The 13,371-nt window shown below is 65.6% G+C and carries 11 protein-coding genes; 4 read left to right on the forward strand and 7 right to left on the reverse strand.

All coding sequences use genetic code 11. From position 1 onward, the window contains the following. Positions 1-162 precede the first annotated feature (162 nt). On the forward strand, positions 163-984 hold the full coding sequence (locus LDZ27_RS21560; RefSeq protein WP_244817827.1) for a TetR/AcrR family transcriptional regulator: 822 nt from the start codon (positions 163-165) through the stop codon (positions 982-984). A gap of 11 nt (positions 985-995) precedes the next feature. Here LDZ27_RS21560 and LDZ27_RS21565 read toward each other — a convergent pair whose 3' ends face one another. Then, positions 996-1,223 (reverse strand): hypothetical protein, encoded by a 228-nt coding sequence (locus tag LDZ27_RS21565; protein ID WP_244817828.1) that lies wholly within the window; start codon positions 1,221-1,223, stop codon positions 996-998. 86 nt (positions 1,224-1,309) lie between these two features. Next, positions 1,310-2,719 (reverse strand): MFS transporter, encoded by a 1,410-nt coding sequence (locus LDZ27_RS21570; RefSeq protein ID WP_244817829.1) that lies wholly within the window; start codon positions 2,717-2,719, stop codon positions 1,310-1,312. A 434-nt stretch (positions 2,720-3,153) separates the two neighbouring features. Here LDZ27_RS21570 and LDZ27_RS21575 point away from each other — a divergent pair, with 434 nt between their 5' ends. After that, complete coding sequence (locus tag LDZ27_RS21575) at positions 3,154-6,612, forward strand: response regulator (RefSeq protein WP_244817830.1); 3,459 nt, start codon at positions 3,154-3,156, stop codon at positions 6,610-6,612. On the opposite strand, the gene lpdA is transcribed toward LDZ27_RS21575, so the two are convergent. Then, on the reverse strand, positions 6,609-8,396 hold the full coding sequence (gene lpdA / locus LDZ27_RS21580; protein ID WP_244817831.1) for a dihydrolipoyl dehydrogenase: 1,788 nt from the start codon (positions 8,394-8,396) through the stop codon (positions 6,609-6,611). The genes LDZ27_RS21575 and lpdA overlap by 4 nt on opposite strands. A gap of 171 nt (positions 8,397-8,567) precedes the next feature. Here lpdA and LDZ27_RS21585 point away from each other — a divergent pair, with 171 nt between their 5' ends. Beyond that, complete coding sequence (locus LDZ27_RS21585; RefSeq protein ID WP_244817832.1) at positions 8,568-9,899, forward strand: DUF2325 domain-containing protein; 1,332 nt, start codon at positions 8,568-8,570, stop codon at positions 9,897-9,899. Here LDZ27_RS21585 and LDZ27_RS21590 read toward each other — a convergent pair. From LDZ27_RS21590 to LDZ27_RS21600, 3 genes are read right to left on the reverse strand one after another with little or no spacing between them, the layout of a single operon-like run. Continuing rightward, positions 9,896-10,303 carry a winged helix-turn-helix domain-containing protein gene (locus LDZ27_RS21590; RefSeq protein ID WP_244817833.1) on the reverse strand — a complete coding sequence of 136 codons (408 nt, stop codon included), beginning with the start codon at positions 10,301-10,303 and terminating at the stop codon, positions 9,896-9,898. The genes LDZ27_RS21585 and LDZ27_RS21590 overlap by 4 nt on opposite strands. A gap of 54 nt (positions 10,304-10,357) precedes the next feature. Beyond that, the gene (locus LDZ27_RS21595; RefSeq protein ID WP_244817834.1) at positions 10,358-10,915 is read right to left on the reverse strand and encodes a nitrogen fixation protein NifQ; all 558 of its coding nucleotides are present in this window, start codon (positions 10,913-10,915) and stop codon (positions 10,358-10,360) included. Continuing rightward, on the reverse strand, positions 10,912-11,400 hold the full coding sequence (locus LDZ27_RS21600) for a molybdopterin-dependent oxidoreductase (protein WP_244817835.1): 489 nt from the start codon (positions 11,398-11,400) through the stop codon (positions 10,912-10,914). Before LDZ27_RS21600 ends, LDZ27_RS21595 begins: the two co-directional genes overlap by 4 nt. 141 nt (positions 11,401-11,541) lie before the next feature. Here LDZ27_RS21600 and LDZ27_RS21605 point away from each other — a divergent pair, with 141 nt between their 5' ends. Then, complete coding sequence (locus LDZ27_RS21605; protein ID WP_244817836.1) at positions 11,542-12,456, forward strand: hypothetical protein; 915 nt, start codon at positions 11,542-11,544, stop codon at positions 12,454-12,456. Positions 12,457-12,463: 7 nt separating this feature from the next. Here LDZ27_RS21605 and LDZ27_RS21610 read toward each other — a convergent pair whose 3' ends face one another. Then, complete coding sequence (locus tag LDZ27_RS21610; protein WP_244818002.1) at positions 12,464-13,357, reverse strand: ABC transporter substrate-binding protein; 894 nt, start codon at positions 13,355-13,357, stop codon at positions 12,464-12,466. Positions 13,358-13,371: the final 14 nt, after the last annotated feature.

Consider the following 13,371-nt stretch of genomic DNA (forward strand, 5'->3'; position numbering starts at 1 on the left):
GGATGCGTGACAAATATTATATGGCCGTATAAATAAATGCAACGGCGCGAGACGCACGGCGAGGGAAATTCGGGATAAGGATTTAAACGACCGTAAAATAGTCGGCGAACGCGGGCCGCGATTCATACGCGGCTCTTCACCACTACGCAGCAGCGCCCAAGCATGACCAAAGACGAAACGACTCACGGCCGCGCGCACGGCGAATCGGGCAAGCGCAAGCGGCTCGGACGCCCGACGGGCAACATCAATCAGCGCGAGAACATCCTCGATGCCGCCGAGGTCGACTTCTCTCAGCGCGGCTATGCGGGCACCTCGCTCAAGGACGTGGCGGCGTCGTGCGGCGTCACGCAGGCGCTCATCACGTATTACTTCGGCACGAAACAGCAGTTGTTCGAGCAGGTCTTCCTGCGCCGCGCGAAGCTGATTTCGGAAGAGCGCGTGAACGTGCTGCACGCATTGACCGACGACGGCGCGAAGCCCGGCGTGCGCGACATCGTCCGCGCGTTCCTGCTGCCGCTCGTCGCCTTGCGCAAGTCCGAGGGCGGGCGCGCATTCATCCGGTTGCAGGCGCGGCTGCACACGGAGCCGCCCGAGATTTCATACAGCCTGCGCAGCACGGCTTATGGCGACTCGACCGACGCCTATGTCGAAGCGCTGCGCATCGCGCTGCCCGGCTTGCCCGCGAAAGACCTGTACTGGCGCGTCACCGCGATGATCGGCGCCTACCTGTACGCGTTCTCCGACACGCATCGTCTGGACGTGCTCGCGAAGGGCGCGTGCGATCCGTGGGACGCGAACGAGACGCTCGAACAGTTGACGAGCTTCATTGTCGGCGGATTGGAGGCACAGGCGTGCGTGGCGGCGAAACCGGAGCGCGCGAGCCGCGCGAAGAAGGCGCAGACCGCGCCGGATGAGAAAGCCGAGAAAGCCGCGAAGCCGGCCACGAAGACCGGGCGAGCCGCCCGCACCGCGCGGGCGGCGTAACGCGCGCTGGATCAACGGCGCAGGCCGATCTCCATCGATTCGATGACGTGCGTGAGCGTCGCGTGCATCGAGCCGAGCGCGGCCTGAGGCAAGTCCGCGCTGGCGGTTTCGCCGATCATGTCGCGCAGCGTTTCCTGCACGTCCGCGGACGCGGACTGCGGCAGCGCGGCGGCGATCACGCTAATGGCAGCGGTGAGGCCGTGCAGCTTGCCGGTCAATACGTCGAGTTCCTGACTCATGTCTTGCTTCCTGTCTTTGCGTTGAGTAATCGTTGCGTCGGGCGCGAAGCGGGTCGCTCGCCCGAAAGCGAGCGACCGGCGATACATCATGCGTGCTCGCGTCCCGGATGCGCCTTCAGCTTCACGAAGAGCGCGAGACCCGCGAAAACCGAGGGCACCGCGAGCAGCGCGAACACCGCCGGCAGCCCGAGCTTCCACTGCGCGAAGAGGCCACCGAGCGCCACGCCCGCGATGCCGCCGAAGCGCCCGACGCCGTACATCCACGAGACGCCGGTCGCGCGGCTTTGCGTCGGATAGAACATCGCGGCGAGCGAGGGCATCGACGATTGCGCCCCGTTCATCGTGGTGCCGGCGAGGAAGATGAGCGCGCTCACGAGCCCGATGCTGCCGATCGCCTGACCCACCACGAAGATCAACGCGGCCGTGAGCAGATAGCCGAGCATCACGACGACGTTCGCGTTCCAGCGATCCATCAGCCAGCCCGAGGCGACCGTGCCGATGCCGCCGCCGAGCGGGAAGAGCGCGGTGAGAAGCGCGGCGCGTTCGGGCGTGAAGCCGGCTTCGTTCATGAGAAGCGGCATCCAGCTCATCAGCAGATAGAAGATGACGAGACCCATGAAATACGTGGTCCACAGCATCACCGTGCCGATCACGAACTGTTTCGAGAGAATGGCGCCGACGGCAGTCTTCGCGTTCGTCGCGACGCGCTCCGTGAGGCGGAACGACGTGATGCGGGAGACATCGAGCGGAGCGATCTTCGCGAGCGGCGCCGCGATCTTCTCCTTGGCCGCGCCGCGCTTGACGAGAAAGCGCACCGACTCGGGCACCCACAGCGCCACGCCGACCACGAGAATCAGCGGAAACACGCCGCCGACCACGAAGAGGCTGTGCCAGCCGAACGCCGGAATGAGCCACGACGAGATGAAGCCGCCGAGCGCCGCGCCGACCGTGAAGCCGCAGTACGTGGTGTTGACGATGATCGCGCGGCTGCGTTGCGGCGCGTATTCGGAGACGAGCGTGATGCTGTTCGGAATCGCGGCGCCGAGCCCGATGCCCGTCAGAAAGCGCAGCGCGACGAGCGATTCGATGGTGCCCGCGAATGCGGTGGCGAGACTCATCGCGCCGAAGAATGCGGTCGCGGCGATGAGCACGCTCTTGCGGCCGAAGCGGTCGGCGGCGGGACCGGAGATGACCGCGCCGGCGGCAAGGCCGAAGAGCGCGGCGCTCAGGACGGGCGCGAGCGCCGCCTTCGAAATGCCCCAGCCCTTGACGAGCGCCGGCGCGATATAGCCGATGGCGGCGGTGTCCATTCCGTCGATCAGCACGATCAGGAAGCAGACGCCCATCAGGACCCACTGGAAGCGCGAGAAACGATGCGCGTCGATGAAGGCTTCGACGGGCACATCCCCGCTCCACGCATCGCCGCGATCCGAAACCGAAGGGTGTTCCGCCCGCGGCGGGAAGGCCGGGCCGGATTGAAGCTCTGCTTGCGACATGAACAACTCCTCGTTGTCGACGGCTCGCACCGTCCATGAATGCCACTCGGGGCCGGCCAGATGCCGGGATGGCGCGAAGCGGGGGCCCACCGGTTTCGACGCTGGTTTATTATATGTATCTATAATTAATAAACGCAATTGAGAAAAAAATCGGGGTTTATGCGGGGTGTGCGCGCGTAAGAAGAGTGCGCCGCCAGTGAGCGAGTCGCCAAAAAGAATCGGCGTGCGGGCGCGGGGCGCATAGATAGTTAGGGATACAAAATAAAATCGACGCCTGCATATCGAGCGGATCGGTGCCGGCAGGGGCGTTCCGCTTCATCGCCCGGTCGTCTTTCGGCATAGCGGTTATGATTCGCACCGGTCCCGCCCGACCCACTTCCTATTCTCGCCGCGCGCCCCGCGCACGGCGACGCTCATGTCATCTGGAGCAGTTCATGCCCTTGCGTTTCGGTGTCGACGAATCACGCTTTCGACGCATCCTCTTTCGCAATATCGCGCTGCCGCTCGGAACGGGCATCGTCACGGCGGTGTCGTTCGTCGCGCTCGTGCTCTATCTCCTTTCCGGGATCAACTGGGTCGAGCATTCGGAACGCGTGATCGGCAACACGCAGGAAATCGGGCGGCTCGTCGGCGAAAAGGAAAGCGCGTTGCGCGGCTTTTTGCTGACGGGCGACGAATCCTTTCTCGCGCCTTACCGCACGGCAAGCCCGAAGCTCCTCGCCGATATCGACACGCTCGCGCAGCTCGTCTCCGACAACGCGCCGCAAGTGGACCGGCTGATCCGCATTCGCGCGTTGCAGCAACAGTGGGACAAGGCCGCCGATGCGCAGATCGGCGCACGCCGCCAGAACGGCGACGCAGCCGCGCTCGTGCGTTCCGGCGTCGGGGCAGCCGAGCGCGCCGAAACGGTGCGTGAACTGGACGCGTTCCTCGACATCGAGGAGACGCTGCGGCTCGCGCGCGTGAACTCGGCCAGACAGTTGACGACCATCACCGTCGCCGTTTTTCTGCTGCTGAGTCTCACGCTCTCGGTGTTCCTCGCCGTCTTCGGGCGACGCGAACTGATGCAGCTTTCAGGCGCGTTCGCGCTCGCAATCGGCGAACACGAAAAGCAGACGCGCGCGTTGCAGGAACAGGCGTGGCTGCGCGAAGGACAGACGCAGCTCGCGGAAACGGTGATTGGCCGGCAATCGCTCGACAAGCTGTGCCAGACGATCCTCGATTTCCTCGCCGGCTACCTGAAAGCGTCGCTCGGTGCGTTCTACGTCTGCGAACGCGATGGCGGGCTGAAGCGCACCGCGAGCTTCGGCTTCGATCCGGCCAGCGCAGCCGCGCCCGCGACGCTCACAGGCGTGAAGAGCCTCGTCGGGCAGGCGGTGCATACGCGCAAGCTGACGAGCATCGACGACGTGCCGCCCGACTACTGGAAAGTGACGTCGGGGCTCGGGGCGAGCGCGCCGAAGAGCATCGTCATCGTGCCGATCGAGAACGAAGGCGAGCCGAACGGCGCGATCGAACTCGGCGCGATGCACACGCTCACTGAACGCGATCGCCAGTTCCTGCAGGCGATCGCGGGCAATGTCGGCGATTTCGTCGAGGCCGCGCAGTATCGCGAGCGGCTGCAGCGCGTGCTCGAAGAAACGCAGCAGTTGAACGAGGAATTGCAGACGCAGCAGGAGGAACTCCGCACCGCGAACGAGGAACTGGAACAGCAGACGTCCGCGCTTTCGCAGGCACGGGTCTATCTCGCCAATCAGAAGGCGGAACTTGAGCAGAACAACGATCAGCTCGCGGATCAGGCGCGCGTGCTCGACGAGCGCAACGCCGCGCTCAACGCCGCGCAAGGCGAACTGGAAGCGCGCGCCGAAGCGCTGCAACGCGCGAGCCGGTACAAGTCCGAGTTCCTCGCCAACATGTCGCACGAATTGCGCACGCCGCTCAACAGCGCGCTGATTCTCGCGCGGCTTTTGTCGGAGAACCGCGGCGGCAATCTGACGGCGGATCAGATCAAGTACGCGGACACCATTTATTCGGCCGGCAACGATCTGCTCAACCTCATCAACGATATTCTCGATCTCTCGAAAGTCGAAGCGGGCAAGCTCGATCTGCATATCGAGGAAGCGCCGCCGCAGCGGATCATGGATTCGCTCGCGCGCACGTTCGAGCCGGTCGCGCGGGAAAAGAAGCTCGCGCTCGAATTGCGCGATCGCACCGCAGGCGCCGCGACGCTCTCGACCGACTTCCAGCGGCTCGAACAGATACTCAAGAACCTGCTCTCGAACGCGCTCAAATTCACCGATGCGGGCGCGGTCTCGCTCACGCTCGAACGGGCGGGCGCGGACGCGGTGCGCTTCGTCGTGAAGGACACGGGCATCGGCATCGCGGAGGATCAGCTCGAAAGCATCTTCGCCGCCTTCCAGCAAGCCGACGGCACCGCGACGCGGCACTATGGCGGCACCGGCCTCGGCCTGTCGATTTCGCGCAGCCTCGCGCATCTGCTTGGCGGCGAGATCGACGTCGAAAGCGTGCCGGGGCAGGGGAGCACCTTCACGCTGACGATGCCCGTCGCGTTCAGCGAACCCGCGCCCGCCGTCGAGGAAGCGCCGCCCGAAGCGGCACCGGAAGCCGCGCCCGAAGCGGAACCCGAACCCGAAGCAGAAGCTGCGCCGGCCATTCCCGTCATCGACGACGATCGCTTCGACGCCGCGTCCGATCGCCGGCTCGTGCTCGTGGTCGAGGACGAGCCGGACTTCGCGCGCATCCTCTTCGATCTCGCGCACGAACTGAACTATCGCTGCATCGTGAGCGGCACCGCGCGCGAAGCGCTGCAACTCGCGCTCGAGCGCTCGCCGAGCGCGATCCTGCTCGATATCGGCCTGCCGGATCGCTCGGGACTCGTCGTGCTTCAGGAACTCAAGGCGAGTCCGAAGACGCGGCACATTCCGGTGCATGTCGTGTCCGCGTCCGACAGGACGGAGGCCGCGCTGCATTTGGGCGCAATCGGCTATGCGGTCAAGCCGACGACACGCGAGCAACTCACGGCCATCTTCCAGCGCCTCGAAGAAAAGAGCAGCCAGAAGATCAAGCGCGTGCTGCTCGTCGAGGACGATGCGCGGCAGCGGCAAAGCATCGTCGAGCTCATCAGCGACAAGGACGTGGAAATCACGCCCGTCGCGCTTGGCCGCGACGCGCTCGCGCGGCTGAAGAGCACGGTGTTCGACTGCATGATCATCGACCTGAAACTGCCCGACATGCCGGGCCGCGATCTGCTGCGCCAGATGGCGTCCACGGAGGCGTTCTCGTTTCCGCCGGTGATCGTCTATACGGGCCGCACGCTCACGCACGACGAGGAAGCGGAACTCATGCGCTACTCGCAGTCGATCATCATCAAGGGCGCGCGTTCGCCCGAGCGTCTGCTCGATGAAGTCACGCTCTTTCTGCACCAGGTGGAGTCCGATCTGTCCGCCGACCGGCAGGCGATGCTGCATGTCTCACGCGCGCGCGACCGCGTGCTGGACGGCCGGCGCGTGCTGCTCGTGGACGACGACATCCGCAATATCTTCTCGCTGTCGAGCGCGCTGGAGCATCAGGGGCTGAAGGTCGACATCGGGCGCAACGGCTTCGAGGCGATCGAAACGCTCGATCGCCACGCCGATATCGACATCGTGCTGATGGACGTGATGATGCCCGGCATGGACGGACTCGAAGCGACGCGGCGCATCCGCGAGGACGCGCGCTTTCGCAAGCTGCCGGTCATCGCGATCACCGCGAAGGCGATGAAGGACGATCAGGAGCAATGCCTCGCCGCCGGCGCGAGCGACTATCTCGCGAAGCCGATCGACATCGACCGGCTGTATTCGCTCCTGCGCGTGTGGATGCCGCGACGCGTCTAGATGTTGAGCGCGCGCTTGTTCACCGCGAGCGCCGCTTCGCGCATCACTTCCGAGAGCGACGGATGCGGATGCGAAATGATGCCGATATCCTCCGACGCCGCCTTGAACTCCATCGCGACGACCGCTTCGGCGATCAGGTCCGACGCGTTCGCCGAGACGATGTGCACGCCGAGAATTTCGTCGGTTTTCGCATCGGCGATGACCTTGATGAAGCCGTCCGTCTCGCCGATGCCGAGCGCGCGGCCGTTTGCCATCATCGGGAACTGGCCCGTCTTGTACGCGCGCCCTTCGGCCTTGAGCGCCTGCTCCGTCTGTCCGACCCACGCGATTTCCGGGTGCGTGTAGATGACCCACGGAATGCAGTTGTAGTCGATGTGCGGCTTCTGCCCGTCGATGATTTCGGCCACGAGCACGCCTTCATCCTCGGCCTTGTGCGCGAGCATCGGTCCGCGCACCACGTCGCCGATCGCATAGACGTTCGGCACTTGCGTCGCGCAGTGGCCATCGACGGGAATGAAGCCGCGCTGATCCGTGGCCAAACCGATGGAATCCAGCCCGAGATTGTCGGTGTTCGGCACGCGGCCGATGGACACGATCAGGCGGTCCGCGTCGAGCGTCTGCGACGCGCCGTCCTTGTCCGTGTAGGCGATGGAAACGCCCGCGTCGGACGACTTCACGTTCTCGATCTTCACGCCGAGGTGAATGGAGAGCCCTTGCTTCTTGAAGAGCTTGGCGGCTTCTTTCTGAAGCGCGATGTCAGTGGTGCCGAGAAATTCGGGCAGCGCTTCGAGAATCGTCACGTCGGCGCCGAGCCTGCGCCACACCGAGCCGAGTTCGAGGCCGATCACGCCCGCGCCGATCACCGCGAGCTTCTTCGGCGCGGTATCGAAAGCGAGCGCGCCTTCGTTGTCGGACACGATGCGGTTGTCCACGGGCACGTTCGGCAGATGCCGCGCCTTCGAACCCGTCGCGATGATGACGTGCTTCGTCGTGTGCGTGCCGCTCTCGCCGCCGCCGCTCACCTCGATGCGGAAGTTGCCGCCGTCCTTGCCCGCGAGCTTGCCGTGGCCCTTCAGCCACGTAATCTTGTTCTTGCGAAAGAGGAACTCGACGCCGCCCGTGATCTTCTCGACGATGGCTTCCTTGCGCGCAACCATCTTGGCGACATCGACGTTCAGGTTGTCCATCGAAATACCGTGATCGCCGAAATGCAGTTTGGCATTCTCGAATGCCTCGGATGACGCGAGCAGCGCCTTCGACGGAATGCAGCCGACGTTCAGGCACGTTCCGCCGAGCTTCGGCTTGCCGGCGGGGTTGATCCATTCCTCGACGCACGCGACCGACATGCCGAGTTGCGCGGCGCGAATGGCGGCGATGTATCCGCCCGGCCCCGCGCCGATGACGATGACATCGAAGTCGGCTTTTTCGCCAGAAGCCTGTGGTGCGGACGTTTGCGCGACGGCGGCGGGTTTTTCAGCGGCGGGTTTTTCAGCGGCGGGCGCGGGCGCAGGGGCAGGAGCAGAAGAACCCGCCGATGCCTTCGCTTCGGTGTCGATGGCGGCGAGCAGTTCGTCGGCGTGGACGATGTCGCCTTGCTGCTTGAGCACTTCTGCGAGCACGCCCGACGCGGGCGCGGGCACTTCGAGCACGACCTTGTCGGTCTCCAGTTCGACGAGGATTTCGTCCTGCGTCACGGCATCGCCGGCTTTCTTCTTCCACGGCAGCATCGTCGCTTCGGTGACGGATTCGGAAAGCTGCGGAACCTTGACTTCGACCCTGGCCATTCAGTTTCTCCTGTGAGCGCTGCTGTGCGTTGGAAGTGGCGGCGGACCGTTCACCGGACGAGGGCCGCGCCGAAGCCACAGGATACGCCGTGTGTCCCGCAGGCGTGCGCGCTGTCGCCACCGTTATATTCGGTGGTATATTGCGCGTCAGGAACCGGACACGAGGTCATCATGCAAAGCCCTCCGTTTCAGCTTGCCCGCGACGTGCGTATCGAAACGCAGACGACGCGCGGGCATCGCGGCGACGCGTGCTGTCAGCCGTCCGCCGCCGAGTTGCGCAGCGCGCGCAGGCGCGTGCGGCTCGCGGAACTGGATGCGAAGTTGCACTGTTCGATCATCGGTACGTGTCTCGGCACGGCGGAGTTGCGCAAGCTCGTGCCGAAGTTCGCGAACGTGGACCGCCATCACGCGAGCGATCTCGAGATTCATCACGCGGCGGTCGAACTGGCGATCGAAGGCGGCGCGGGCGCGAAGGCGCTCAACAAGGCGCTCGACGAACGTTATGCCATCGCGATCCGGCGATTCGATGCCGCCCGCGACGCGCAAGCCGTCATCGATCTGTGGCTCGACGCGCTCAAGTCCGGCGACATCGCCCCCGCATACTGGGCGTTGATGACGCATCCGCACGCGAACATCGAAGTGCGTCAGTCGGCGTTCGGCGAATTGCACATGTTGTCGCATCTCGTGGGCGCGGCGAATCGCGCGGACATTCGGCGGCTCGTTGCGCTCGAAGAAGAGAACGCCGCGCTCAAGGACAAGATCGAGCGCCAGCAGGCGCGCTTGCAGGAACTGGGAACGGAGCGCGAGGCCGCGCTGCGTCGATGCAGGGATCAGGCGCTGCAACTGTCCGCGCTCGAAGAACGCCAGCAGCAGCCGGAAGCGGCGCTATCGGACGCCGAACGGCGCCGCCTCGCGCAGAAGATCGAAGAGGGCGAGCGGCGCCTCGCGCTGCATACGAGCCGTCGCGAAGCCGCCGAGCAGCGCGCGCAGCGGTACGAAGGGCAAGCCGACGCGCTGCGCGCCGAACTCGACCATGCACACGCGCTCATCGAGACCGTGCAGGCGGAATGCGCGGCGCTCGAAGGTGCGGCGCTTCACGTCCATGACGGCGATGCCGCCGCCGCCCGTCGCCGCGCGTTCGCGTGGCTCAACGGCAGACGCATCGTCTATGTGGGCGGCAGGCCCAATTCGAATGCGGTGCTCAAGGCGCTCGTTGAATCGGCGGACGGAGATTTGATCGTGCACGACGGCGGCATCGAAGACCGCAAGGGCTTGCTCGCTGCCGCGCTGCCGAGCGCGGATATTGTCATGTTTCCGGTGGATTGCATCGATCACGATTCGATGAACATGCTCAAGCGCGTTTGCGAGCGCCACGGCGTGACGTATTCGCCGCTGCGCACGGCGAGCGTGGCGAGCTTCGTCGCATTCGTCGAGTCAATGGCGCGGCTCGATGCTCCACGCAATTCCCCGCCGCCGTCCGCGTTCTGCCTGCGGCACGGCTAGGCTTTGAGAAGCCGCGTGAGCGATGCGATTTCGGCGGCGCAAGCTGCCTGCGCGCGCGCTTCGATCTCGCGATACAGCTTCACGATGCGCTCGCCGACCGGCGTCAGCACGCAGCCGCCGCCGCTTTGCCCGCCTTGTTCCGAGACTGTCGCGGGTGACTCCAACGAGCGATTGAGTTCGTCGATGAGCAGCCACGCGCGCCGATACGACATCGCAAGACTGCGCGCCGCCGCCGAGATCGAGCCGTGATCGCGCACCGCTTCGAGCAGCGCGACCTTGCCGGGACCGATAGCGACCGTTTCGCCTTTGCTGATGCGCATACGAAAGCGCACTTCGGCGGATTCGTGCGCCGGAGCGTTGCGTGCGGGTTCTCGGGATGCTTTGGGTTTGAGGGACGTCGCCATGCGCGAGAGAATACACGACGCATCGCGCGGCGAGCGCGCCAGGGCGTCTGCGCGTCAGCGCGGCGCGTAGCAGTGCGCGAAGTCTTCGCAGCCGGGGCAGCCCGGCGCGCACTCGGGCGCGACGCCGTTTGCGCGCGCGAGTTCGTAGGCGAGAAACTTCTTCCAGCGCATCTGCGCGGTGTTGCGCGCAACGAGTTCGGGATAGTGGCGTTCGAGCATCGCGGTGACATCGTCGCGTGAATCGAGGCCCAGATCGCGCCACAGATGATCGGGCCGCAGACACGCCGCCGCGATGATCGTCGCGAGGCACTGCGCGTCGTCGGGCCGCGCGTCCTTCGTCGGATCGTGACGCAGAAGCAGCGCGCGAAGGTCGCGCACGAACGCCCAATGCGGCGATTCGCGCAGGGCCACGCGCGTGCGCATCGTGCGAACACTATCGCGCGCACCGGGAAAATGACGCGCGATCAGCGCTTCTAGCGCGGGCGCATCGAGTCCGAGCAACGATACGTCGTCCATGTCGATGCGCGCGCCGACGAGCCGCGCGAAGAGCCTGGAATCCGCCGATACGGGATGCGCCGCCCGCGCGAGCAACGCGTGCGCCGTCGCGTTCATTCGCGACGCGGGGCGCCGAGCACATGCGCATCGACGCGAACGAGCCGCTTCATATGGCGCGGCGCGTGTACCTTGTCGGCGCCGGAGACGAGCACCGGCAAGCCCTCGTCGATGCCGAGCGCGCGGTCCGCGCACGCATACGCGACGATCACGCGGTCGCCCACCGGCGTGTTGAAAAGCTCGTGCCACGAGAACGTCACGGCGTAGCCATCGTGCGCGTGGGCGAGGAACACGGTGCGCTTGAAATCCGTGCTGCCCGCGCGCCGCACGCCTGCGGCATCGAGCAGCGCGCGCAACGGCACGCCGCGATAGCTCGCCACCGGACGAATGTAGCGCCCGGTCGTGAAGCAGACGAGATCGAACGGTTCGATGCTCGCGCTCTCGAATTCGCGCAGGGCAGCGAGATCGAGCGCGAGCGGCCGTTCGACCGCGCCGCCGATCTCGATGAGCGTTTCTGTCAGCGGTAGCGCGTGCGCGTGGTTCATGGTGGTGACGTGAGAGCCGCTGCGGACGCGGCCTTGAGAGGCGTTATGTCTGCGACTATATTACGACGGCCGGCGCCATGCCATGTGTTTTGCGGCATAGTGGTCATCGGCGAAACTGGCACGGAGAACGGGAGAAGGCGTATGAAGTGGAAGGCTTTATCCGCGATGTTCGCCGTCTTCCTCGCGGCGTGCGGCACGGCGCAACCGAGCGGCGACACGAAGGCCGCGCGCGTGCCGTTTTCCGGCATGCCCAACGGCGTCGCGGTGCGCGCATCGGATGGCGCGGTGTTCGTCACCGACGACAAGACCAACGGCATCGTGATGAGCGCGAACATCGGCGCGGCATCGCCCGATTTCTCGCTCTATGCGCGCATTCCCGCGCGCGAAGGCGAACGCACCGGACTGAGCGAGATCGCGTTCGCGCCCGACGGGCACATCCTCGCCGAACGATTCGGCTTCGGTGCCGCGAGCGCCGTGTTCGACGTCGCGCCGAGCGGCCAGGTGACGCTCGCCGCGGACACGAACCCCGCGCGCAGGCGCCTGGGCCTCGTCGTGCTGGACAGCGGCACGTTTCTCTCGAGCTGGTTCGTGAAGGAAGGCGACGCACCGCCGGCGGGCGGCGTGAGCGTCATCACGCGCGGCGCGCAGCCGGGGCGCGTGACGGAACGCGATATCGTGACCGGGCTTCAGAAGCCCGTTGGAATGGCGGTCGTCGGCGATACGCTTTTCGTCTCCGACCAGGCGGCGAACCGCATCTACAAATTCGACTTGCAGGACGCGCGCGCGGCGAGCGCGCCGGTTCAGGCAAGCGACGTCTTCGCCGCGATCGATTCGCCCGATCTGCTCGCCGCTTCGCCCGACGGCACGCTCTACACGAAATGCGGCGCGCACAGCGTATGCCGCGTTTCGCGGCGCGGCCGCGCGAGCGTCATCGCCGACGGCTTCGATGCGCCGCGCGGCGTCGCCGTCGATAGCGCGAGGAAGCGCCTCATCGCCGTCGACCGGGCAAGCACGCGCGAGACGCCGAGTTCGCTGCGCGTGCTGCCGCTTCCGTGACGCGCTTTCAGTGCGGCGACGACCAGCCCTTGTAATTGCCGACGTTTTCGCGCGTGACGAGCGTGGACGGCATCAGGATCATCGTGCTGCTCGGCTTCTTGCCGTTCATCAGGTCGTAGCCGACGCTCACCGCCTGCTGCGCCATCGACCACGGATCCTGGCTCGCGGACGCCTGCACGAGCGTGTCGGACTTGAGCGCGGTCTCGATATCCGGCGCGCCGTCCACCGATGTAATCACGATGTTCTTGCGCTGCAACTGCTTGGCCGCGAGATCGCTGCCGATCGCTTGCGGATCGTTGATCGCGAAGAGGCCGTCGAGCTTCGGAAAGCGCGTGAGATAGCCCTGCATCGCGTTCATGCCGCCTTCGCGCGAGCCTTTCGCGTCCTGATCGTCGGAAAGCACCTTGATGCCGGGATTCTTCGCGAGCACGGACTTGCAGCCGGTCACGCGGTCGATCACCGCCGAGACCTGCGGCCCGTTCTCGATCACCACGCTGCCCTTGCCGTTCAGCTTCTTCGCGAGAAAGTCGCACGCGATCTCGCCCGCCTGCACGTTGTTCGTCTGCACCGTCGCATCGGCGCCCGCCGCCGCGACATCGACCGCGACCACGACGATGCCCGCCGCCTTCGCCTTCCTGACCGCCGGCTCGATCGCCTTCGGATCGACGGCGTTGAGCAGGATCATGTCCACATGCGCCGAAATGAAGTTGTCGATCTGCGTGAACTGCTTGTTCATGTCGTAATCGGACGAGACGGCCGTCACCCTCGCGTTCGGATTGATCGCCTTCGCCTTGGCTTCCGCGCCCTTCGAGATGGTCACGAAGTACGGATTGCCGAGCGAGCCGACCGTAATGCCGATGGCCTTGAGCGGCTTGTCGGCGGCGTGGGCCGCGAACGTCATCGTGCATCCGAGCG

This window comes from Caballeronia sp. Lep1P3 (assembly GCF_022879595.1).
Taxonomy (GTDB): domain Bacteria; phylum Pseudomonadota; class Gammaproteobacteria; order Burkholderiales; family Burkholderiaceae; genus Caballeronia.

Coding starts and splice junctions, on each gene's coding strand:
- LDZ27_RS21560 (WP_244817827.1), top strand. CDS start 163: ATGACCAAAGACGAAACGACTCACGGCCGCGCGCACGGCGAATCGGGC.
- LDZ27_RS21565 (WP_244817828.1), bottom strand. CDS start 1,223: ATGAGTCAGGAACTCGACGTATTGACCGGCAAGCTGCACGGCCTCACC.
- LDZ27_RS21570 (WP_244817829.1), bottom strand. CDS start 2,719: ATGTCGCAAGCAGAGCTTCAATCCGGCCCGGCCTTCCCGCCGCGGGCG.
- LDZ27_RS21575 (WP_244817830.1), top strand. CDS start 3,154: ATGCCCTTGCGTTTCGGTGTCGACGAATCACGCTTTCGACGCATCCTC.
- lpdA (WP_244817831.1), bottom strand. CDS start 8,396: ATGGCCAGGGTCGAAGTCAAGGTTCCGCAGCTTTCCGAATCCGTCACC.
- LDZ27_RS21585 (WP_244817832.1), top strand. CDS start 8,568: ATGCAAAGCCCTCCGTTTCAGCTTGCCCGCGACGTGCGTATCGAAACG.
- LDZ27_RS21590 (WP_244817833.1), bottom strand. CDS start 10,303: ATGGCGACGTCCCTCAAACCCAAAGCATCCCGAGAACCCGCACGCAAC.
- LDZ27_RS21595 (WP_244817834.1), bottom strand. CDS start 10,915: ATGAACGCGACGGCGCACGCGTTGCTCGCGCGGGCGGCGCATCCCGTA.
- LDZ27_RS21600 (WP_244817835.1), bottom strand. CDS start 11,400: ATGAACCACGCGCACGCGCTACCGCTGACAGAAACGCTCATCGAGATC.
- LDZ27_RS21605 (WP_244817836.1), top strand. CDS start 11,542: ATGAAGTGGAAGGCTTTATCCGCGATGTTCGCCGTCTTCCTCGCGGCG.
- LDZ27_RS21610 (WP_244818002.1), bottom strand. CDS start 13,357: ATGACGTTCGCGGCCCACGCCGCCGACAAGCCGCTCAAGGCCATCGGC.